15 protein-coding genes and 4 pseudogenes are annotated in these 20,981 nt (G+C 68.1%); 4 read left to right on the top strand and 15 right to left on the bottom strand.

The features are described 5' to 3' along the window. Window positions 1–137 precede the first annotated feature (137 nt). Together OH809_RS00385 and OH809_RS00380 are read right to left on the bottom strand one after the other, a co-directional pair. Window positions 138–824 (bottom strand): annotated as a pseudogene (locus tag OH809_RS00385) (helicase); the annotation flags it as partial. A 354-nt stretch (window positions 825–1,178) separates the two neighbouring features. Further along, window positions 1,179–2,234, bottom strand: coding sequence for a M14 family zinc carboxypeptidase (locus OH809_RS00380; protein ID WP_406378336.1), 1,056 nt, complete (start codon window positions 2,232–2,234; stop codon window positions 1,179–1,181). A gap of 281 nt (window positions 2,235–2,515) precedes the next feature. Between OH809_RS00380 and OH809_RS00375 the strand changes: the two genes are divergently transcribed. Next, entirely contained in the window at window positions 2,516–3,709 is a 1,194-nt protein-coding gene (locus OH809_RS00375) for a M14 family zinc carboxypeptidase (protein ID WP_406415287.1), read from the top strand. A 163-nt stretch (window positions 3,710–3,872) separates the two neighbouring features. Here the strand turns inward: OH809_RS00375 and OH809_RS00370 are convergent, their stop codons facing one another. The 9 genes and pseudogenes from OH809_RS00370 to OH809_RS00330 all read right to left on the bottom strand — a co-directional run bounded on the left by OH809_RS00370 (window position 3,873) and on the right by OH809_RS00330 (window position 11,048). Then, window positions 3,873–4,178: an integrase core domain-containing protein gene (locus tag OH809_RS00370; RefSeq protein WP_406424625.1), complete on the bottom strand. Its 306-nt coding sequence runs from the start codon at window positions 4,176–4,178 to the stop codon at window positions 3,873–3,875. A gap of 67 nt (window positions 4,179–4,245) precedes the next feature. Further along, window positions 4,246–5,523, bottom strand: coding sequence for an ISL3 family transposase (locus OH809_RS00365; protein ID WP_406415286.1), 1,278 nt, complete (start codon window positions 5,521–5,523; stop codon window positions 4,246–4,248). A 112-nt stretch (window positions 5,524–5,635) separates the two neighbouring features. After that, window positions 5,636–6,193 (bottom strand): annotated as a pseudogene (locus OH809_RS00360) (helix-turn-helix domain-containing protein); the annotation flags it as partial. Further along, window positions 6,163–6,534 carry a hypothetical protein gene (locus OH809_RS00355; RefSeq protein WP_406415285.1) on the bottom strand — a complete coding sequence of 124 codons (372 nt, stop codon included), beginning with the start codon at window positions 6,532–6,534 and terminating at the stop codon, window positions 6,163–6,165. The gene OH809_RS00355 and the pseudogene OH809_RS00360, both read right to left, overlap by 31 nt. 227 nt (window positions 6,535–6,761) lie before the next feature. Beyond that, window positions 6,762–7,079, bottom strand: coding sequence for a hypothetical protein (locus OH809_RS00350; protein WP_406415283.1), 318 nt, complete (start codon window positions 7,077–7,079; stop codon window positions 6,762–6,764). 111 nt (window positions 7,080–7,190) lie between these two features. Next, window positions 7,191–8,087, bottom strand: a complete 897-nt coding sequence (locus tag OH809_RS00345) for a polysaccharide deacetylase (RefSeq protein WP_406415281.1) — start codon at window positions 8,085–8,087, stop codon at window positions 7,191–7,193. 32 nt (window positions 8,088–8,119) lie between these two features. After that, window positions 8,120–8,899, bottom strand: a complete 780-nt coding sequence (locus tag OH809_RS00340) for an SDR family NAD(P)-dependent oxidoreductase (RefSeq protein WP_406415279.1) — start codon at window positions 8,897–8,899, stop codon at window positions 8,120–8,122. Continuing rightward, the gene (locus OH809_RS00335) at window positions 8,899–9,588 is read right to left on the bottom strand and encodes an SDR family NAD(P)-dependent oxidoreductase (protein ID WP_406415277.1); all 690 of its coding nucleotides are present in this window, start codon (window positions 9,586–9,588) and stop codon (window positions 8,899–8,901) included. The genes OH809_RS00340 and OH809_RS00335 overlap by 1 nt, the downstream gene beginning before the upstream one ends. After that, the gene (locus OH809_RS00330) at window positions 9,585–11,048 is read right to left on the bottom strand and encodes an APC family permease (RefSeq protein WP_406415275.1); all 1,464 of its coding nucleotides are present in this window, start codon (window positions 11,046–11,048) and stop codon (window positions 9,585–9,587) included. The genes OH809_RS00335 and OH809_RS00330 overlap by 4 nt, the downstream gene beginning before the upstream one ends. Before the next feature lie 452 nt (window positions 11,049–11,500). Between OH809_RS00330 and OH809_RS00325 the strand changes: the two are divergent. Continuing rightward, window positions 11,501–12,378 (top strand): annotated as a pseudogene (locus tag OH809_RS00325) (transposase); the annotation flags it as partial. A gap of 524 nt (window positions 12,379–12,902) precedes the next feature. Here OH809_RS00325 and OH809_RS00320 read toward each other — a convergent pair. Together OH809_RS00320 and OH809_RS00315 are read right to left on the bottom strand one after the other, a co-directional pair. Further along, entirely contained in the window at window positions 12,903–14,180 is a 1,278-nt protein-coding gene (locus tag OH809_RS00320; RefSeq protein WP_406415274.1) for a helicase associated domain-containing protein, read from the bottom strand. Window positions 14,181–14,511: 331 nt separating this feature from the next. Next, a complete protein-coding gene (locus OH809_RS00315) occupies window positions 14,512–14,652 on the bottom strand; it encodes a hypothetical protein (RefSeq protein WP_406415273.1) in 141 nt (46 codons plus the stop codon). A 487-nt stretch (window positions 14,653–15,139) separates the two neighbouring features. Between OH809_RS00315 and OH809_RS00310 the strand changes: the two genes are divergently transcribed. After that, entirely contained in the window at window positions 15,140–16,429 is a 1,290-nt protein-coding gene (locus tag OH809_RS00310; RefSeq protein ID WP_406424623.1) for a protein kinase domain-containing protein, read from the top strand. A 270-nt stretch (window positions 16,430–16,699) separates the two neighbouring features. On the opposite strand, the gene OH809_RS00305 is transcribed toward OH809_RS00310, so the two are convergent. After that, window positions 16,700–17,014: a hypothetical protein gene (locus OH809_RS00305; protein WP_406425455.1), complete on the bottom strand. Its 315-nt coding sequence runs from the start codon at window positions 17,012–17,014 to the stop codon at window positions 16,700–16,702. On the opposite strand from OH809_RS00305, the pseudogene OH809_RS00300 reads away from it, so the two are divergent. After that, window positions 16,949–17,820: pseudogene (locus OH809_RS00300) on the top strand (integrase core domain-containing protein). The gene OH809_RS00305 and the pseudogene OH809_RS00300 sit on opposite strands and share 66 nt — an antisense overlap. Before the next feature lie 318 nt (window positions 17,821–18,138). On the opposite strand, the gene OH809_RS00295 reads toward OH809_RS00300, so the two are convergent. After that, on the bottom strand, window positions 18,139–20,799 hold the full coding sequence (locus OH809_RS00295) for a glycoside hydrolase family 97 catalytic domain-containing protein (RefSeq protein WP_406415271.1): 2,661 nt from the start codon (window positions 20,797–20,799) through the stop codon (window positions 18,139–18,141). Window positions 20,800–20,981: the final 182 nt, after the last annotated feature.

The raw sequence follows: 20,981 nt of genomic DNA, 5'->3' as shown, positions 1-20,981 counted from the left end.
GGTGTTCTGGTGGGTATGAATGCTCGGTCGTTGTCGCGTGCTGCTGCCCATGGGGGCTTGGTCACCGCGAGTGCTGCTGATGCGGGGCCACTTGTGTCTCGCGCGCAGGACCGGCGACTGGCCCGGCAGGTAGTGGTACGCCGTCTCCTCGTGCTGCCGTCGCGGTTGAGCCGGAGCGCGCGGCCGATGTTCTGCACGATCTCTACCTGGGAGCCGCGGGTGTCGGCGAAGCAGACGGCCTCCACGCCCCGCTCGCCGGTGATGTCCACGCCTTCCCCGAGCACGCGAACGCTCGCGAGGAAGGCGCGGTGTACCCGGCGACCGGCCGCGTCGATGCTGTTGGCGAACTGCCGCAACACCTCCCGCCGCTCGGACACGAGGTGGTCGCCGCACAGCCACGCTGACCACACCCGGTCCGGGGGTACGTGGCGGTCGGCCTCCAGCTCGTAGAACTCCGCGGCGATCGACGATTTCGACAGCCGGTCCGCGGCCGCCAGGTCGTCGTCGGAGGCGTCGTTGACGTACAGCTCGGCGGCGGTCTCCGGCAGCTTCTCCGCGAACGCGGCGGCTTCCTCCACCTTCTGGTGGAACGTCATCACGGTGCGCAGGTTGTACGCCGCCGCGTGCTCCAGGAGCGCCGTCTGCAGGAGCGCGAGGCGCCGGCCCCGCCGCGCCTACTCCGACTCCCCGAGGACGGGGGAGGGGTCGCGGATCTCCAGCACGTCGATCTCGAATCCGGCGAGGATCTCGCGCTCGATCGCCTCCGAGAGCCCCAGTTCGGCCAGCCACGCGCCGTACGTGCCGTCCGGGTCGTCCAGCGAGCTGTCGATAAATAACTACTCGCCCTGGCGCGGGTGCCCGTCACCCGATACCGCCACCGAGGCAGCAAGATTCCCAGTCCCTGGCGTTGACCTGCAAGAACACAGCCTTACGGCAGATTCCGTGGAGAGCCCGTTGCGGTGTGAGCCGCACGGCGGGTGCGGAGAGCGGCCTGAGGAAACGGACCGGGAGCAATCCCGGCACCGCGCCTCAGGTCGACTCACCGACTTCACCGGCCGACGTGCTCCTGGGCTCCCGCTTTAGGTTCCAGTTTCTGAGGGCCTGCCGGGCAGCGGAACCCCCGGGTCACCGCCCTCCGAGGGGCGGTGACCCGGGGGTTCACCGCGGTGGTGCCGTCGTCAGCAGGTGTTGCACTGCTGGGGGAGAGTGTCCCAGAAGGAGGTGTCCGCCTGGTCGATCGAGCCGTCGGCGACCGCCTGGATAGTGGCCTCCATGGTGACCACCGACTGCCGGATCAGGTAGCCGTTGGACTTCTGGCCGAGTACATACGGTGCGTACTCGTGGTCGCTCATCCCGCGCATCTCGAACAGCAGCGTGGCGATGCCGTACTCGGCCGCCATGCCGTTACGGCCGATGGTGTTGGCCGAGCCCCCGTCGTACCGGCCGATGTGGCCCCAGCCGGTGCGGTCGACGTTGTGGTACACCACGGAGCCGAGCCGCTTGGACTTCTCGACCAGTTCGGGCGAGACGTCCGGGGTCGTCGGGTACAGGATCGAACCGGACACCAGATCCCCGTTCACGCGGGACTGGGTGCCCTGGTGGTGCAGGTCGATCGCGTAGTCCACGTCGTAGGCGCGCAGCACGTTCTCGTGCAGGGCCTGCGTCTCGGGCTGCTCCTTGGCCACGTGGTCGCGGTTGAGGTCGACCTCGTTGGCGTTGTAGCGGGTCAGGTGGCGTTCGCCTTTGGCGAGGTAGCCGTCGAGGGGGAAGTTCACGTCGCCCATTGCGCCGTCGGCGTTGAACATCGGGATGAAGAGGACGTTCACCTTCTTGAGCAGCGAGGCCTTGGACGGCGAGCCGAGGGACTTGATGGTGTGCAGCATGGCCTCGGTGGTCAGCTGCTCGTTGCCGTGCTGCTGCGCCAGGTACAGGATCGTCGGGTTGTCCGGGTTGCTGACGTACTTGACCAGGTGGATGTCGCGGCCCTTGACGGTCTGCCCGATCACCTCGAGCTTCATGGCGTCCTGCTTGGCGTCCTGGTCCTTCAGGAAGCGGGCCACATCGTCGTAGGTGGACAGGATCGAGGTGTTGATCGTCTCGTTGCCCCGGTAGTCGGGGCCTTCCCCGACCGCAGCGGCGGTGCCGTTGAACAGGGCACCGGTCAGCAGGAGTGCGCCGGTGAGGGCGGCGGTAGTAGTACGGGCGGATCTGGCGAAAGCACTGGACCTACGCATGTGTTTCTCCCTGGTGTCGCGAGCAGCGTCTGACGGCGGGCGAGCCTATGATCTTGGTGAAAACCCGTCAATGCCCTTGCGTCTAAAGCGGCGTTACTGCAGATGAGAGCATTTGGCGGGAAAATATCGCGAAGTGCATGGCCGTTGCAGGCAGGACGGCCGCCCGCCGGGCCAGGCGCGTATGCGACAGGAGCAAGACCCCCATTCACAGATGTCTCTCGGCCGCCTAGAGTGGCGCACGCCCCCCTCGGAAGCGCCTTACGAAACCTGAGGAGCAGTGAATGTCCGCTCGGAGTTGGGTCGCCACACTGGCGAGCACCGCCCTGATCGCCGGCCTCTCCACCGTCGCCGCCAACGCCACCGGCAACCCCACCAACGGCGCGATCCCGCCGGTGTCCCACTGCGGCACCGAGGCCTCCGGATCCGGCAACGAAGGCTTCGCCGACTACGCGCAACTGACCACCGCTCTCCAGCAGCTGGAGACCAGCACCGGCGGCACCGTCGACGTGGAGGTGGCCGGGTACTCCAACCAGGGCCGCGCCATCCACACCGCGCGCGTCGGCGAGGGCGACAAGGTCGTGTACGTGCAGACGCAGATCCACGGCAATGAGATGCACGGCACCGAGGCGGCCCTGGAGCTGCTCAAGCAGTGGGGCTCTAACAGCCCGGCGGCCAAGAAGCTGCGGAAAAACGTCACCGTGGTGGTCATCCCCCGGCTGAACGTCGACGGAGGCGAGCTCGACCAGCGGCAGAATGACATGACCTGGGACGAGGTCGTCGCCGACTTCCCGCAGCTGGCGGGTGCGTCCCCGTCGTGGAACTACAACTCCCGGGTCGGCGGTTTCGACATCAATCGTGACTTCCACCCGAACCTGGACTACGTTCCCGCCGCCAAGGACTTCCCGGGCGACAGCGCCGACACCGGCTGGTACATCACTCCCGAGGCGCAGACCTCCCGCAATGTCTACCGTTCGCTGGAGCAGGAGTTCGGCACCGTCGACTACTTCGTCGACCTGCACAACCAGTGGTCCTGCTACGCCACCGATGACATGGAGAGCATGTCGCCGCTGTCCATCTCGGCCAAGTTCATCGACAACCCGGCTGAGTTCGGCAGCTGGCCCAAGTTCGACATGGACGCCTCCAAGCGGGCCAACGTCGCCGTCTACCAGGCACTCCAGAAGCGGGGCAAGTCCTCCTACGGCGACCTGACCCTCTACCCCCAGTCCACCAACCTGCCGGGCACCGCGCTCGGTTCGTACCAGCTGCGCGGCTCTGCGGCGATTCTCTTCGAGACGTCCTCGCAGACCCAATACGACGGCATGAAGCGCAACGGCATGCTCGCCAAGATGGTCGAGACCGGGCTCGGCGGCCTGGTCGACGCCGTCGCGGACGGCTCGGTGAACTCCCTCGACACGGGCGTCTACGACGCCATCCCGAAGCGCGTCACGCTGCCTTCCGACGGCCCCGGCGTCTGACGGAGTGGACGGCCCGCGGCATCGCCCGGCAGTCCGGCTCTCCCCTGGCTCCGCACCGACACTTCGGTCCGGAGCCAGGGGAACCGCCGCCGTGCCGGGAGGTGCCGCTTCACGCCTGCCGGACCGCGGACCCTGCCCCTGCCGAAAACCTCATCCACCGAGGTCAGGCTGCATGTTGGTATTCGTGGAGAGTACCGCCGAGGCGGTCGCGTCGTCGTATGTCCAGGCGGGTTATCCCGTGCGGATCGGTGATCGGCGTGGGCAGCGGGTACAGCGGACGGGCGTTGGCGATGCCCTGATGGGGTCGGTGCCCGTTGTAGAAGTGTTCGAACTCGCGCAGGGCGTGGATCAGATGTCGCTGGTTCCAGATCAAGGTGCGGTCCAGCAGTTCGCGTCGGCAGGTCTGCACCCAGCGTTCCATGATCGAGTTCATTCGCGGCATCTGGACGCCACTGAGTACGACCTCTATCTCCGCATCCCGCAGGACCGTGTTGAACAGGTCGGAAAACTGGCTCTCCTGTCGCTTCCGTGGGTGGTCAGTTCGTGAGTTGACGGCCTGGTAGCTGGGGTCGGTGGCCGCCGAGGCTGAGCATCGCGAGGGCGATGAGGGACTTGGGGTCCTTGAAGCCGAAGGCGATGCGGGTGATCAGTCGGATTTTGGTGTTCATGGACTCGACCAGGCCGTTGCTCAGCCCGTGCTCGGCGGCGGCGGTGATGGCGTCGAAGTGTCTGACGATGCTGCGCTGCAGCTCGATGAAGGCCGCTATCCGTGAGCGGCGGGCCCAGAGCACCCAGTCCCACAGCGCCTCGGTGGTGTCGGGGCCCTGTTTGAGGGCGGTGCGCAGACCTTCCTTGAGCAAGTACGCCCGGTGGAGCAGCGGGTGAGCCTTGGCGATGAAGAGCAGCTGGGCCCGCTGCCCGGCCGTGAGGTCCTCGGGGTTCTTCCACAGCGCGAAGCGGGCTTTCTTCAGGGACTTCGAGCCTCGGGTGGATCTGCCCTTGCCTCCGCGCTCGGCGTTCCACACCTGACGGCGCACGACGTCCAGGGCGTCGGTGGTCCACTGAACGACGTGAAGCGGGTCCATCACCCGTACCGCCTGCGGGCAGCGCTCGGCGACCACCGTGGAGATCCAGTCGGCCGCATCCGCGGACACGTGGGTGAGCTTCGCGGCGCGCTCGTTCCCCAGGGCGTCGAAGAACTTACGCAGGGTGGCCTTGTCCCGGCCGGCCTCAGCCCAGACCAGACGCCCAGAGTCGTGATCCACCACGACGGTCAGGTACTTGTGGCGCTTCTTGTATCTGATCTCGTCAATACCGATCCGTCGTAGCCCGGCGAACAGGTCCACCGACTTCTCGACGTCCGCCCAGACCCGGGCGACGATGTTGCCCACCGTGCGCCAACCGGTCCGCATGAGCTGGGTGACGGACGTCTTGGAACAGCAGGTCGCCAGCCAGGCCACCTGCGCGTCGAACGCCAGGGTATGTCCGGCGCCGTGCCTCGCCCAGGGAACCGAGGCGACCACTATGCCGTGCTCGGGGCAGGAGACCCGGGGCGCGTCGGCCTCGAGGAATGCCTGGATGACGCCCAGGTCCAGGGCCCGCCAGCGGCGGCGTCCCTCACCAGCGTCGTACTTCGCCACCTTGCGCCGACAGATCCCGCACCGCTCCCTGTGGCCCTTCGCCGGTCGGACATGCGCCACGATCACCAGCTCACCACCGACACCGCCCTCGGGGTCTGCCTCCTCGGCCTCGACCTGCTCGATCAGCGTCTTTTCGAAACCGAGCAACCGAACCCATATACTCTTACTTTGCACGCCGTATCCAGGTTTATTCGTTTCGTACCTTCAGCAGTCGAAACGTACCCCGGGTACGGCGTGTTCTGCGTATCAGCCCTGGTCAACGACCCACGGAAGCGACAGGAGAGCCCAAAAAGTCGCAGGCCAGCAGGGCCTCGGCCTGGGAACGCAGGAAGTCCGCCCAGGTACTCGAGCTCCGTTCGGGTGACGGGTCGATCCCGGCGTCCCGCAGGATCTCCCAGACGGTGGAGGCGGCCACTTTCACGCCGAGGACCATCAGTTCGCCGTGGATGCGGCGGTAGCCCCAGCTGGGGTTCTCCCGTGCCAGGCGCAGGATAAGAACGCGGATGGACTGCACGGTACGCGGCCGTCCCGGTCGTTTCGGGCGTGACGCGGCAGCGTGGCGGTGTGCGACCAGGTCGCGGTGCCAGCGCAGCACGGTGTCCGGCTGAACGAGTAGCCGTAGCCGGCGCAGTACGTCCAGCGGGAGCCGATGCAGCAGCGCCGCCAGAAACACTCGATCGCTCGGGCTGAACCGCACCTTCGCCTTGCCGAATTGACGCTCCAGCACCGACAGTTGGTGGCGCTGGGCGAGGATCTCGATGTCCTTGTCCCTGTCGCCCATCGGTAGCAGGCGCAGCATGGCGAACGTGTTCGTCACACCGAGGTAAGCCAGTCGAAGCAGCACGGTCGATCATGATGCCGCAGTGACCGCCGGCAGCGCGAGAGCCCTTGCTTGAGCGATCGCTGTCGGCATCCGCGAAACCCGGCACACCCACCCCCACCAGGGCGGATGAGGTTATCGGCAAGGGCACGGTCCGTCAGGCTCTCGGCCAGCTGGAACACCGTGACCAGCGCGAGGCGCCCCGGCGACCAGCCGGCCGGCCCGGTCTTCCCGAACGCCTGGGCGTACTCGGCGTCCGGGAACAGCTCACCCAGCCGGTCACGCACCGCCACCGGTAACGGGACCTTCCACCCGTAGTTCTTCGCCCGCACCGCCCGCGCGACCTCAGGCGCGGCTCCGGCCACGGCATCGGCTCCATCGACACGACCGCTCCCACCCCGCGACCGGGGGAACGGAAGACAACCGGCCGCATCGGCAAGCCTGACACCAGAAGCACCATGACGACCAGTCATCAGTCAAATGGGCAACAGGGTCAGTTGTCGAGCCCGACCGCAAGGCCGGGTGGAGGCGCCGTCAGGGTTTGGCGGGTCAGCGCCCTGACGACCCTGGTGACCGTCGATCACGTCCGAAATCAGGCGTGCTCCGATGCCGCGAGCACGGGACTGGCCACGCGGTTCTTCGTCACCGCCTTGCCGGTGAGCGACACCACGACGCCGAGCGTCGAGGTCGCTCCGACGCGATAGACGAAGTCCGTCGTCGCGCCCGACCACCGGACGCCGGCGGCGTTGACCTGCGTGATGCGCTGCCCGAGATCCTTCGTCACCTTGGTCGAGCAGGCTCCCTTGTCGACGTCCTCCACGGGACCCACCGACTTCTCGGGGACCTGGTCGCCGATCGGGCTCTGGTCCACCTGCGCGACCGCGAGCGCGGCCAAGGACCTTCCGATCACGCTCTTCTCCCATGAGCCCGAGAACGCGCGGATGTGCCGCGCATTGCCTCAATGCCAAGTCGATCGCGGAATCTGCTGGCAAGCGGGGTACGCAAAACGTCGATCCTCCGGTCAGTCCACCTCCGGCTGCGGGAACACCCGCGGCGTCAGCTCCAGCGACCGCACGTGCTCCGCGATCTCCCCGCACGTGGTGACCCACAGCTCCGGCAACCCGGCCATCGTCTCCAGCAGCGACTCCAGCGCGCGCAGCCGCCCCAGCCGGCCGCTCAGGAACGGGTGGATGGTGAGGGTGAAGCAGGACTCGTAGCGGTAGGCCTCGGCGAGCTCGCCGGTCCACATCGACAGCGCCTTGGCGGGGTCCTCGATGACGCCGGGGCCGAAGACCTCGGGGACGAAGGCGAACTGCTCCCAGTCGTCGAGCGCCCACGACACGGGGATCTCGACGATCGAGCGGGTGCCGTCGCCGGGCCGCTCGGCGAGCTCGTAGGGAAGGTCGGAGTCCATCAGGCTGGAGTCGTAGAGGAAGCCGCGGTCGAGCAGGATCTCCGCCGTCGAGTACGACGTCTCCCACAGCGGCGCGCGGTACCCCACGGGCCGGACGCCGAGCACCTTGTCGAGCGACTCGAGTCCGCGGTCGATGACGGCCTCCTCCTCCTCGTACGACAGCCCGGCCATCGCCTCGTGCATGTACCCGTGGTGCGCGATCTCGTGGCCGGCATCGCGGATCCGCCGGAGCAGGTCGGGGTAGCGCTCGACGGTGTACCCGGGCGCGAAGAAGGTCGCCTTGAGGTCGAACCGGTCGAGCAGGTCGAGCACGCGGGGTACGCCGGTCAGCGCGCCGTACGCCTGGTGGCTCATCACGGACAGACGGTCCCGGGTGCCACGGTCGATGGTGAGGGCGACGTCCTCGGCGTCGAGGTCGAAGCCGAGGTTGGCGGCGGCCCGGAAGCCGGTCGGCCAGGTGATCGGGGCGGCCGGCTGGGTGGCGTCGCCGGTGGGGGTGGTCATGACGGTCCCTTCAGATCCAGAGAAGCAGGAGCTCAGGCGCGGGCGCGGGTGCTGCCGCCGTTGGCCGAGATGGTCTGACCGACGAACGCGGTCAGACCCGGCCGCGAGAGCAGGGCGACGGTGGCGGCGATCTCCTCGGGACGGCCGATCCTGCCGGCGGGGATCTCGGCGCCGTACTGAGCGTGCATCTCCTCCAGGCTCAGGCCGGCGTCGTCGGCGTCCACCTGCAGCTGGGGCGTGTCGATGATGCCCGGCGCGACCGCGTTGACGGTGATGTTCTCGGGCGCCAGCTCACGGCCCAGCGACTTGGTGAGCGCGATGAGTCCCGCCTTCGAGGAGGCGTACGCCGTGGCGCGCGGCCAGCCGACGACCCCCCACTCGGAGGTGATGACGACGATATTGCCGCGCCCCTTGCGCCGCATCCCGGGCAGCACGGCCTGCACGCACCGGAAGGTGCCTGACAGGTTCGTGTCGATATTGCGCCACCAGTCGTCGAGCGGCTGGTCAAGGATCGGGCTCATCGACATGTATGCCGCATTGCACACCAGTACGTCGACCGGTCCCTGCTCGCGCTCGACCGCGGCGAACGCGGTCCGCACCGCCTCGGGGTCTGCCATGTCGGCCACCACCGGGAAGCCACCGGTCAGCTCGACCACCTCACGCATCTGCGGGGTGTCGGCCCGGCCGTTCACGCCGACCTTCGCGCCCTCCGCGGCCAGCCGGAGCGCGATCGCCCGGCCGATCCCCTGGGTCGCGCCGGTCACGACGGCGACCCGGCCCTCCTGGTGACGTCGTACGTTCGGCTCGCTCATCAGATCACCGCTCCCATGTTGGGGGAAAGCACTTCGCCGAAGCAGAACCCGCCCTCGTCGACCAGGAACTGCACGGCCTGGGCGATGTCCTCGGGCTGGCCGAGGGCCCGCGCCGGCAGGAACGCCAGGTACTCCGGCGTGCGCTGGGCCGCCGGCAGCAGGGGCGTGTCGGTCGGGCCGGGCGCGACCGCGTTGACGCGGACGCCGTGCTCGGCGACCTCCGCGCCGAGGCTGCGCACGAAGCCGAGGATCGCGCCCTTGGCCGCCGAGTAGTGCGCCTCGCTCTCGGTGCCGCCGATGCCGAGCTCGGAGGAGATCGCCACGACGGCGCCCTCACCCCTGTCGATCATCCCGGGCAGCACCGCCCGGACCGGGTTGAGCAGGCCGCCCACGTGGACGTGCATCATCCGGTTCCAGGCCTGCTCGGTGATCTCGCCGACCGGCACCAGCTCGTAGTGCCCCGCCGCCGTGACCAGCGCGCCCACCGGCCCGACCTCGGCCTCGATCCGGCGGAAGGCGGCGGACACCGACGCCGGGTCGGCGACGTCGCACTCGTAGGAGTGCTTCAGGTGCTCGACGGGACGCAGGTCGAGACCGCAGACGATCCAGCCCGTCTTCTCCAGCGACCGGCACACGGCCGCGCCGATGCCGGAGGCGGCGCCCGTGACGACCGCGACGCGCGCGCTCATCGGACGACCTCCCGCTCGCCCACCGGCTCACTGATCCGGTTGCGGCGGCTCGCGTAGACCGCGACGCCGACGATGCCCAGTGCGACCAAGCTGATCACCATGCTCCAGTTGATGTACCACGGCTGACCGGGGCTCGTGCGCGGCCAGAGGACGTTGACGATCTCGAAGGCCAGCCACGCCGCGGCGGCGTACGTGACGATCACACCCCAGCGGCCCATGGAGAAGGGCCCGGGCACCCAGCGCCCGCTGAGACGGAGCAGGACGGCGGCGAAGACCGGGACCGCGAAGGCGATGTAGGGGCCCAGCACGGAGAAGTTCACCAGCACGTTGTAGAGGTCCGAGCCGGCGAAGAGCAGGAAGAGCGCCGAGACGACGGCGGTCAGGCCGATCGCGCGGATCGGCATCCGCTCCGGGCCACCGAGCTTGGCGAGGGAGGCCGCGCCGGGCAGGGCCCCGTCGCGGGCCATGCCGTAGACGGCGCGCGAGACGGCCGACTGGACGGCGAGGAACGCCGAGACGAAGCCGATCACGAACATGATGAGCAGCGGCTTGGCGATCGAGGCGCCGAGCTGCTCGGTCAGGGTCGCGGAGACCGGGTCACCGCTCTGCGCGCTCAGCACGGCGGGCAGGTCCGGGATGGCGAGGATGACCGCGACCGCCGAGAACATCACGATCACGCCGACCAGGAGCAGGCCGAAGACGATGGCCTTGGGCACGTTGCGCTCCGGATCCTGCACCTCCTCGGCGATCGACCCGGCGGACTCGAAGCCGAGGAACGCCCAGCCGACGAAGGCCATCGCGACGAGCATCGTGCTCAGCGTGCCGCCGTTCGCGTGGGGCAGGCCATCGAAGAGGGTCGAGACCGGGTTGACCTGGTGGAAGGCCAGCAGCACGATGCCGAGCCCGACCGAGCCCACGATCTCGCACAGGATGCTCGCGATGATCATCACCTTGAGGACCTGGCGGCCGATCATGTTCGCCGCGGTGCCGAGGCCGATGATGCCCATCGAGACCAGGACGAGCTGCAGCCGGCCCGGCGCGGCGACGTCGAAGACCTCGAGCAGGAAGCCTGCCGCGGCGTACGCCATCGTCGACAGGGTGAGGGTGAGGCCCCAGATGTACGCCCACGCGGCGGTCCAGCCCCAGGCCGTGCCGCGGGCGTGCCGGGCCCACTGATAGACGCTGCCGGCGTACGGCCAGCGCGAGGCGAGCTCGCCGAAGACGAGCGCCACGAGCAGCTGGCCGCCGAGCACGATCGGGAACGCCCAGAAGAAGCGCGGGCCGGCGGCGAACAGGCCTAGCGCGAAGATGGCGTACAGCGCCACGATCGGCGAGACGTCGGCGAAGGCGAGCGACAGTGCGGAGCGGAACCCGAACCCGCGGTTCAGTACGTCGTGGCCGCCGTCCGGCAGCGTCACAACCGCGCGGTCGGCGGTGCTCTCAGGGCTGGCTGGTCCCATTGCGGTGACCTCCTGGGGTGGGCCAGTGAATTTCGGCCTCAGTCTCGTGGCACCGTGGCACCGCGCAATAGCCGCCCGACGTCACACCCTTGGCGCACGTCTTATACGAATGCACAACGCGCCCGGCGGCGCCGACCACGGGGTCGGCGCCGCCGGGCGCGGGGGTCCTGCCTCAGGCGACCTCGCTCGGCACGGCCACCGGGGCCGGCGCGGGGGGCCTCTATGCTCTTCGTCAACCCCAAGGTGCCGGTTCTGGGATGGTTTGCCGGGATGGGGTTCATGCGGTTGCTGGGGTGTTGGTTCGGGGTTCGCGGGGCTCGTAGAAGGTGCCGTCTCGGAGCATGGCGAACAGGACGCTGATGCGTTGGCGTGCGAGGCGGAGGAGGGCCTGTGTGTGGGTCTTGCCGCGGGCGCGTTGTTTGTCGCATCCCCAGCATGCGGTTGAACAGGTTGCGATCGGCATCCTGGCCCTGGTCGCCGGGCAGGACGTTGAACCCGCCGACGACAGTGACGGCCGCGGCGGACGCTGGCGCATCACCCAAGGCACCGCCTACGACCGCGTCGTGTCCACCGTCGACCCCGAAGCCCGGCACGTGCACAAGACCCGCTCCCACCAGCAGGACGGCTTCAAGGCCCATCTGGCCATCGAACCCGAGACCGGCTTATACACCGCCGTCGCCCTGACCCCCGGCACCGGACCGGAGCATCACGAGGCCGCCGTCGGTCTCGACCTGCTCGCCGACGAGGACGTCCCCGTGGACGCCTTCGGCGACACCGCCTACTCCACCGGCGACGCCCGCCAGGCCCTGGAGGAGGCCGGGCACCGGCTGTTCTTCAAGCCCGCCCCGCTGCGGGCGCCGTCCCCGGCGGCTTCACCCTCGACGACTTCGCCATCGACACCACCGCCAACACGGTGACCTGCCCTGCCGGACACACCGTCGAGCTTTCCCAGCCCGGCGGCCGGCACCAGCAGCGCAAAGCCTCCTTCGGGGGCTTGTGCACCGGATGCCCGCTGCGCGAGCGGTGCACGAGAGCCAAGGCCGGACGCGTCCTGACCATCCGCCCGCACCACGACCTGCTCGCCGCCGCCCGCCACCAGGCCGCCACCGATCCCGACTGGCAGGCCGACTACCGCCGCTGGAGACCACCGGTCGAACGCGCCGTCGCCTGGCTCGTCCACCGAAACAACCGCAGACTCCGCTACCGCGGAACCATCAAGAACGACACCTGGCTCCACACCCGAGCAGCCGCCCTCAACCTCCGCCGACTGATCAACCTCGGACTCACCCGAACCGACGGAATCTGGCACCTCGCCCCAGCCACCGGATGACCAGAGGAGGCCGCCCGGCCCCGGCCGGACAGCCCCTCAACAAGATCTTCATGAGTCTTCTAGAAGCGGTCCAGTTGGGCGAGAGGGCGGACCTGCCACCGAGACCGCTCACGACCGCTTGCTGCTCGCGCAGCCAGCCGTTGTCAGGGCATGTGCTCGCCGTACTCGGCCAGCAGAGCCCGTAGCCGGAGAGCCTGGTCGTCGTCAGTGCGACCTTGACGTTTGCTCTTATTATTCCGCTTCCACACCCCAAGTCGCCGTTCGGCGGTATCGGAAGCGTGTGCTCGTGGCATCCGGCCGTGTTCGGTCGCCCAGACGCACAACTCGGCCAACGCAGCGTTCCAGGCGTCTTCCTGTGGTGTCCACGCCCAGCCCGGTAACTCTTCCAGAACGGCTCTGCGCTCCGCGTCACAGATAGCCCGTCGGCTCCGGAAGGAATTGATCCAGACGCCTACCCTGTGGCCACTCCACTCTTCCCTCTGCTTGATGCTGCCGACACTGCGCTGGGTCTCGGCGGCGAAGTTCTAGAGGATCACGACCTTGGCCAGAAATCCCTCCTCGAACGGGTCCCAGCTCCAACCGGGTATCGACGCCAGGGCTTCGAGCTTCCATACGGGTAGGTCCTCGCCCTGGTCGGCCAGCCGCTTGCGGGTCATACGAATATTGTTCGCCCACACGGTCGCCTCGCGCGCTTCCATCGCGCCGTGCTCGTTCAGGATGGCCGCTCGGTAGCGGTCGCGCTGTCGGCGGAATGACGCGTCGTGGGCATTCTCGGTCGACCACGAGTCGATGATGGCCAGACGTCGGGCGCGCTCATCATCCAAACCGCCACTGGCCGCCAAGGCGCGCTGTTTTCGGACCCAACGGGCCAGATCGACGCCATCGACCGTGACTTCCCGATCGCTCGGGTAGCAATGGCCCTCGATATCCTCGTAGTCAACGAGTGCGGCATACATCCGCGCCCACCGTTCCTTGTGCAGGTTCCGCTCGACGTGAAGCGCGGCTTCCCCGAGGCGGTCGCGAATCCACTGCACTGCAAGAGGTCGGTTCTGTGGACCGGCGAAGGAATCCTCGCGATAGCGATAGGCCTCGGCCTTTCCTACCAAGCCCAGCCCGACCAGGTGGTCCAGCACGTCGGCGGCGGCGTCTTCGGCAACAGCCAGGAACCCGACGACCACATCGAACGTCGGATCCAGTGGTGCCAGGGGCGCCTCGCGGATCCGCACCACAGTCAACCCCGCAGCGCGCAGCCGGGCAGCCTTGGCTGCGTCTTTTTCCTCCTTGCCCTCATGCCACCAGACTCCGTCGAACTCCAACACAAGAGACGGGTTGCCGTGCTCATCGAGGGCAACGATGTCGACGGCCGCGCTGCGCCCGTCGGCGTCCGGCACCTGTTTGCGGGCCTGATCGATGCGTAGCACGGTGGCGAGCTCAGCCTTCAGCTGAAGCTCCTGTACCGAGGTCCCCACCAGGCGGCACTTGGGACACGTCTTGGTGCCGTTACCTTTCCTGCCCCCGGTGAAGGCGTTCACGATCCGCCGGAACGAAGGGTGCGCGGGGTTGATGTCGCATGCCCACCACACCACTTGGCTGCTGCCGACGCGCAGTTGGTCTGCGGTGATGCCCGAGCGCTCAGTGTCCAACCTCGGGACGTCGTCCGGATAGAGGTCCGAAAAACGGTTGGTGGAAGAAATGCGGTGGCCGGCGCAGAACGGGCAGCCCCGGCCGCGGCCGTCGTCCGGCCAGCGGTGGTCTTCGGCCTCCGAGCAGGCCCGGATACCGTCAGCATCCGTCGTGATCAAGTAATCCCCCCCACAGCTTTAACCTGCGCAAGCCCCCCATCAGGGCACTGCGACATGGCATAGCACATGCCGCTGACACTCCAGTTGAGACCCGGCTCCCGGTCGTTCCAGGTCGAAGTACACGAGCGGGCCGGGCGCCTGGCTTCTGCCCACACACCCGGAAGCCTCCCACCTCGCGCCCTGGAACGGGGGCGCGCCGTGGAAGGCTTCGAGGGCGACGACGAAGATTAGAAGAACGAGGTGACCGTGGAGGGGACGATCACCCGTGAGTACTGGCCTGGTCCCCAGGCGTCTGCGACGACCATGCCCTGTTTCTCACTTGCTGCTCGCGTCACTGGAAGGGGGCCAGCCCGTCGGTGGGTACGAGCGATGTCTGTTCGATCAGCGGCAGGATGATCGGACGTAGCAGCAGGATGGCCAGGATTCGGCGTTCTCCGCAGCCGAGGCGAAGTTGACGGATCGAAGCACCCATGGCCCGGGTAGGGATCGGGACGCGGCGAGGCGTTGGTCAGAGCCTTCCTCTGGTCGGGCAGGCGGTCACTCACGGTGTGGTCGGGCCCGTCAGCACAAGCCACATCATTGCGGAAGGTGTGTGCCGGGCGGTCAGCGGCTCTGGCCCGGGTGCCGGCGGGTGCGCTGCGGTGCGCGGCGGGGGCGTCGTGCGGGCGCGGTCCGGCTTTCGGACTCGGCGGGGCAGGCGGCGGGTGAGGAGAAGCCGCCCAGAACGCCCGGCCGGCACTGCAGCGGTGGGCTGAGCGGTGGCGGGCTGGGGTCAAGGGTGCGTCGGGGCTGGGCGGCGCGGGCGAGGACGGTGGCGTTCGCACGCTGTCCCGGGGGAGAGCTCACCGTGATGGGCGGGTGTTTCCGCCGGGCGGATTCGGTCGGGCTTTCCAGGAGCGTCGGACAGCGACTGGGCGAAGGGACCACGGCAGCCTCGGTGCTGCTCTACATTGCCTGACATGTCTGCAACTGTTCGCCTCTCCTGGGGCCCTTGGCGTGAAGTCCGTCCTATGAAGGGCTTCGGACACGTCCACTTCGTAAGGCACGAAGACGGAAGAGAAGGCGTGCTGAAGTCGCCGCGGCCGAGCGGGGGCGGCAAAGTCAACGACACCACGCGGCAGCGCTTCCACGAGGAGGTGCGCCGCATGCAGCAGTTGACCCGGGACGGGGTCACGGGCATCGTGCCGGTCCTCGATGCCGACCCGGACGATCCACCGCAGTGGTTCGTCATGCCGAAGGCTGTGAAACTGCGCGATGTCCTCAGCCCGGATGGTCGGTCGGCCGAGCTGCGGAAGGCGGTAGAGGTGATCCTTCAGGTCGCCGACACTCTGGCTGTGCTGGCCGAGCGGGACATCTCGCACCGGGACATCAAGCCCGACAACCTCCTTCACTACCAAGGCCGGCCGGCGGTCGCGGACTTCGGTATCGCCGCGTGGCCGGAGCGGCCGGAGCTGACGGCCGCCACCCAAAAGATGGGGCCGAGGTACTTTCTCGCGCCGGAGATGCGGTTCCCCGAGCCGGGCACGCCCGGCTATCCGGCGGATGTGTGGTCGCTGGCCAAGTCGCTGTTCGTGCTGGCCAAGGGCCTGAAGTACCCCCCTGAGGGCACCCACTACATGCAGGGCAACGAATACTCGCTGTGGGCGCAGGGTGGGGAAGCGGCGATGGATCTGGCCCCGGTGATGGAGGCGGCGACCGCCTACGAGCCGCGCGACAGGCTGACCATGGCTGCCTTCCGCGACGAGCTCGCTGCGTGGCTGGAGCTGCATCCGGGCCCGGTCGCACCCGCCCACCCCGCAATCCGGCGGGGCTTTCGCGCTCTGGAAGCGGCCACCGCCGACGTGCGGCGTCATGAGGAGGAGTTGCGGCGGCTCCTGCCTGATCAGATGCGACGCCTGGCCAAGGCGCAGCACGGTGAGAGCGACCGCTGGCTCCCGTCTGCCTTGGCTGAACGGCACCCGGAGGGTGTGCGGCTGATCGACCTGCACGGCTATCCCGATGATCCCGAGTACGACACGGGGGTCGACGGCATGGCGGTGTTGAGCACGGTGCCGGACGCGGCAGGACGTCGGATCGTGCTGGGCGGGTTCCTCATGGGGACCATCACGACCTTGGCGGCGGAAATCCAGCAGGATGGCAAGGTGCTGGCCAGCCGGGATGAGGATGTGAATGTTCTTCTGCCCAGTGCGCTGGTTGCCTTGCGGCGTATCACCGGTGAGGTGGCGGTCGCATACGCCAAGCTTTTGTGACACGGGGCCGATCGCGCGTGCCGGCCTTGGCGGAGCGGGACACGCGTGATCTGGCTGCTCTGCGGGAAAGGGGAAAGACCATAGTGGGCCGTGGTCCCGTTCGGTTGTCCTTCTCAGCGCCCTGGGGGCGTGGGCCGGGCCGGGGCGCGTCGTCCGGCAGTTGGGGGTCCAAGGGCGCGGCGGCTGGTCACGGCGTTCGTCGTAGGACTCTGCCTGGACCGCTGAATACCGTGACCGAGCAAGGTGTTCGGCGGACAGAACGATCAGGTTTCAGACTGCGATGAACAGCTGCGGGAGTTCCTTCAGGCGTTGCGATGACGTCGTGTAGCCGAGGACTGGCAGGCGTTCGGCGATGCTCTCGGCTGTGGCTTCAGGCCCTGCGACCTTGCGGACGTCGTGCCAAAGATCCGTGCGGCTTTGGAGCGGCAGTTGAACGGGCAGCGGGTCCGGTTCCACGCGAGTGACCGGGCGTTCCTGGCCGCGTTGCTCCAGGGCCTGCCGCGACAGGTGCTGCGCCGGATGCGACTGCTGGTGCGGCCGGACACGCTGCTGCGCTGGCACCGTAATCTCATCGCGCGCCGGCACGCCGCCCAGTCCCGGCCGAAGCGCGGAGGCCGGCCGCGCACCGTGCGCTCGATCCGGGCGCTGGTGCTGCGCCTGGCCAGGGAAAATCCAGGCTGGGGCTATCGGCGCCTGCACGGTGAACTGCTCGTGCTCGGGGTGAAGGTGGCGGCATCCACGGTCTGGGAGATCTTGAAGGAGGCCGGAATCGACCCGGCACCCGCACGCGCCTGCAGCACGTGGGCGGACTTCCTGCGCTCTCAGGCCGACGCCCTGCTGGCCTGCGACTTCTTCGAGGCCGTCACCCTGTCCGGGGCCCGCTTGTACGTGTTCGCCGCGATCGAGCACGCGAGCCGGCGGATCCGGATCCTGGGCGCGACCGCGCATCCGACCGCCTCCTGGGTGGTCCAGGCGGCGATGAATCTTGTCATGGACCTTGAGGGCCGGCTGCCGGGCGCGCTATCTGATCAGGGACCGGGACGGGAAGTTCCCGCGGTTGTTCGACCAGGTGCTCCAGGACGAGGGTATCGAGGTCGTGCTCAGCGGCGTCCGGATGCCGAGAATGAACTCGATCATGGAGCGGTGGGTGCAGACCTGCCGGCGAGAACTGCTGGACCGCATGTTGATCTGGGATCAGCGTCATCTCCTGTACGCACTACGCGAGTTCGAGACGTTCTACAACGAGCAGAGGCCGCACCAGGGCCTTGCGAACGCCCGCCCCCCACCTGCTGCCCGTTCCGATCGAGGACCGGGACCGGATCGCCCGTCTGGACATACGACGACGAGCGCGGCTTGGCGGCACCCTCCACGAGTACCAGCATGCGGCCTGACCAGCACGGATGAGGTATTCGGCAAGCGCAGGGCTGACGGTCAAGACGCTGCCCTTGCCGAAAACGTCATCCATTGAGGTCATGCGGCATGTCGGTACTCGTGGAGAATGCCGCCGAGGCGATCGCGGCGGCGTCTGTCGAGGCGGTGCGGGGCACCCGGATCGCGTCCATCACGGCGGTGAACCGGGTGCAGCCGTTGTGTTCCCGCCGGCGAGGGCGAAGGCGAGCGGGCGGCCGACGGCGTCGCAGACGAGGCTCACCAGGGTGCTGCCCCGACCGGGGATCGGCCGGGGCAGTGGTGCCTGTCGATGCGGGATGTCAGTCGGTCGGCACCAGGCGGGCGTTGGCCCAGTCGGCGTGGTCGAAGCCGACTCCGTTGCCGCCGTCGGTGACGCGAAGCGTCAGCTGCTGGACCGAGGTGACATCGACGTCGATGGTGCGCGCCGGGTCGTTCCCGGTCATGACCGGGGTGGTCGCGATCACTTTGCCGTCGGCGACCACCTCGAAGGCGATGGAGCCGTTGCTGCCCACCTCGTCGTCCACGCCCACCTGGGTGATGAAGCGCTTGTACCGTCCGTCGAGCTGGACGGAGACCGAGCTGGCGGCGTGCACTCCGAGCCCTTTATAGAACCGGGTGTCGGCGATCTGCATGATGTTGCCGTCGCCCCTGTTGTTTTCGCCGTTGGACATGTCACGCTCCACCGGGCCCCAGCCGTTGGACTCTGCGGCGAAAGGCAGCTCGCTGACATAGGCCACGCCGGGCTGCGGAACGAAGACCCGCAGCTTGCTCTCCTTGGAGAGGGTCGCGTTCTTGCCCTGGAGGTCGACGCTGTAGCGGGCCGTCACTGTCAGGTCAGTTCCGCTGTTGACGGGGGCGTCCGCGGGAGCGGTGATCTTCCATGTGGGAGTGAGGGCCTCGCCCTGGGCAAGCGTGGCGGCGCTGGTGCCGGTGCCGGTGATCTTCCAGCCTGCCGGCGCATCGGCGGCCTCGATCGAGACGTCCGTGACAGGGCCGTCAGGGGTGAAGCGCCCCGTTACTTCTGCCGTGGCACCCGGCTTGATCTCCACCTTGTCGGGGGTGAGGGCAAGGGTCGCGGTGGGAACACGGTTGACCGCCTTGTCGCAGGTCGTCAGGCCTGGCTTCGCGTGGCAGGCGATGGCGGCAAAGCCGCCGTTGGCCGGCACGGGCACGGAGAGGGTGTCTGTCCGCTCCACGATGCGGGACTCACGGACCAGGCCGTTGCTGCCGTCGCGGACGGTCTCGACGAGCCACTCTCCGCCGGGGAGGAAGCTCAGCGGGACATTTTCGGTGTGCGCGTCGCGCGCGGAGATCGACCCCAGGAACCAGCGATTGTTACTGCGGCGGGCGATCGTCGCGTCCTTGCCCGGGAGGCCGGAGACGAGCTTGGTGTTGTTCCAGACCGTAGGCACCTGCTCCAGGAAGCGCTCCAGCTCCGGCCGGGCGCGGTAGGCGTCCACGGTTCCGGCAAAGTTCTGGAAGCCCGACTCGTACACCACGGACAGCGCCAGCTCGGCGGCCTCGGAGTTGGGGTGGCCACCCACATGGAGGTCCATGGGGGTGTAGTCCATGGAACCGACGACGTTCCGGGTGAAGGGGTTCGTGGTCATGTCGGTGATGGTTGCCCGCCCGTTGGGCCCGTCGTTCGCTCCGCCCCCGTACTCCGCGCCTCGGACCGCCTCCAGCGCCATGACGTGAGGCCAGGTCCGCTGCATGCCGTTGGGGATGGTCGCACCGTGGAAATTGACCATCAGCTTGTGCTCGGCCGTTGCCTTCAGTATTTCGTCGTACCACTGAAAACGGCTCTGGGATTCCGAGTCCATGAAGTCGATCTTCAGGCCGACGACGCCCCACTCATTCATCTGTGTCAGTGCGGTGTCGCGTTCGGCCTTGGTGTCGAGGTCGGTCCAGGGCATCCAGGCCATGATCTTGACGCCTCGCTGGGCCGCGTAGCGGACGAGTTCGGGCATCCACGTCTGGCCCTTCCAGCCGTCGTCGACCAGGGTGTACTCCCAGCCGTGGGCGGCGCTGTAGTCGACGAACGACTTCTGTGCCGCCAGACTGGCCTGCACGGGGTGGCCCCCGGCCAGCCAGGACCATGCCACCTTGCCCGGCTTGATCCACGAGGTGTCCGGGATCCGCGAGGCGGGGGCGAGGTCGTCAGTGAACGTCGACTCGGTGACCGAGGCCAGGTCACCGATCATGGCGGTGCGCCAGGGAGTGGTCAGCGGGCCGTTGATGTCGACGTCGGAGTCGGACAGCTTGAGGGTGTAGCGGCCGCTACCCGAGGTGTGGGCCAGCTGACTTCCGGCGTAGTGGCCGTTGACCCCGGACTCCGACAGCAGGATGTAGGAGTCCTGCACGCGGAACAGGGCAGGGTATCCGAAGGAGCCGGTGGCGGCGTTGTCGGCCGTGATCTGGGTGTGGTGCTCCTCGTGGCCGGCCTGGTACTTGGTGAGCCATGCCGTCGCGTTCCCCGGGAGCTGGAATGCCGACTTCTCCTGACTCACGGTGCCGCTCGTGGCGCCCGGCAGGTCGTAGCGGTAGGCGACACCATCGTCGGAGACACGGACCACCAGGTCGATGCGGGTGTCGTTGGCACCGGTGAAGGACAGCCGCGTCTCGTTCATCTTCGTGGAGCGGTCCAGCCGCTTTCCGGTGGTGGCCCGGTAGGTCTCCTCCACCAGCTTGTCACTGCGGCCCGTCGGCCGCAGGCCCTTCGACAGGTCTGCCTGGGAGGTGACCAGCCCGACGGGGGCCGGCTCGAGCACGGTCGTGCTGCCCCTTCGGACCCCGAAGGACAGTTCACCGCTCGTGTTCAGCGCGACCGTGGCGGTCAGAGCCTGCCCGGAGGATCCGGGCTGACTCACCGTCCAGCTCTGCGCATCGCCCTCTGCGTGCGCGGCCGGCACGGTGAGAGTCGCGAATCCAAGCGCGGCAGCCAAGGTAGGCACCAGCATGGACAACGTTCTGGAAGTGGTTTTCATTCGTGTCATCACCTTTGTGTTCAGAGGTAGACGAGTGAGGACTAAGGTGCCGCGCTCCTCCTGCCGATGCAGTGACGGACCGTCAGGTTGCAGGGTGTAACACCCAAGCGACACAGGAAGGAGGGGATGCGGTACCTCGGGGGAGGGGGAGTTGA

The sequence above is a fragment of the Streptomyces sp. NBC_00873 genome (assembly GCF_045207415.1).
Classification (GTDB): Bacteria; Actinomycetota; Actinomycetes; order Streptomycetales; family Streptomycetaceae; genus Streptomyces.
The sequence above is the reverse complement of the archived record's forward strand: the minus strand, read 5'-3'. Positions and strand labels throughout refer to the sequence as shown.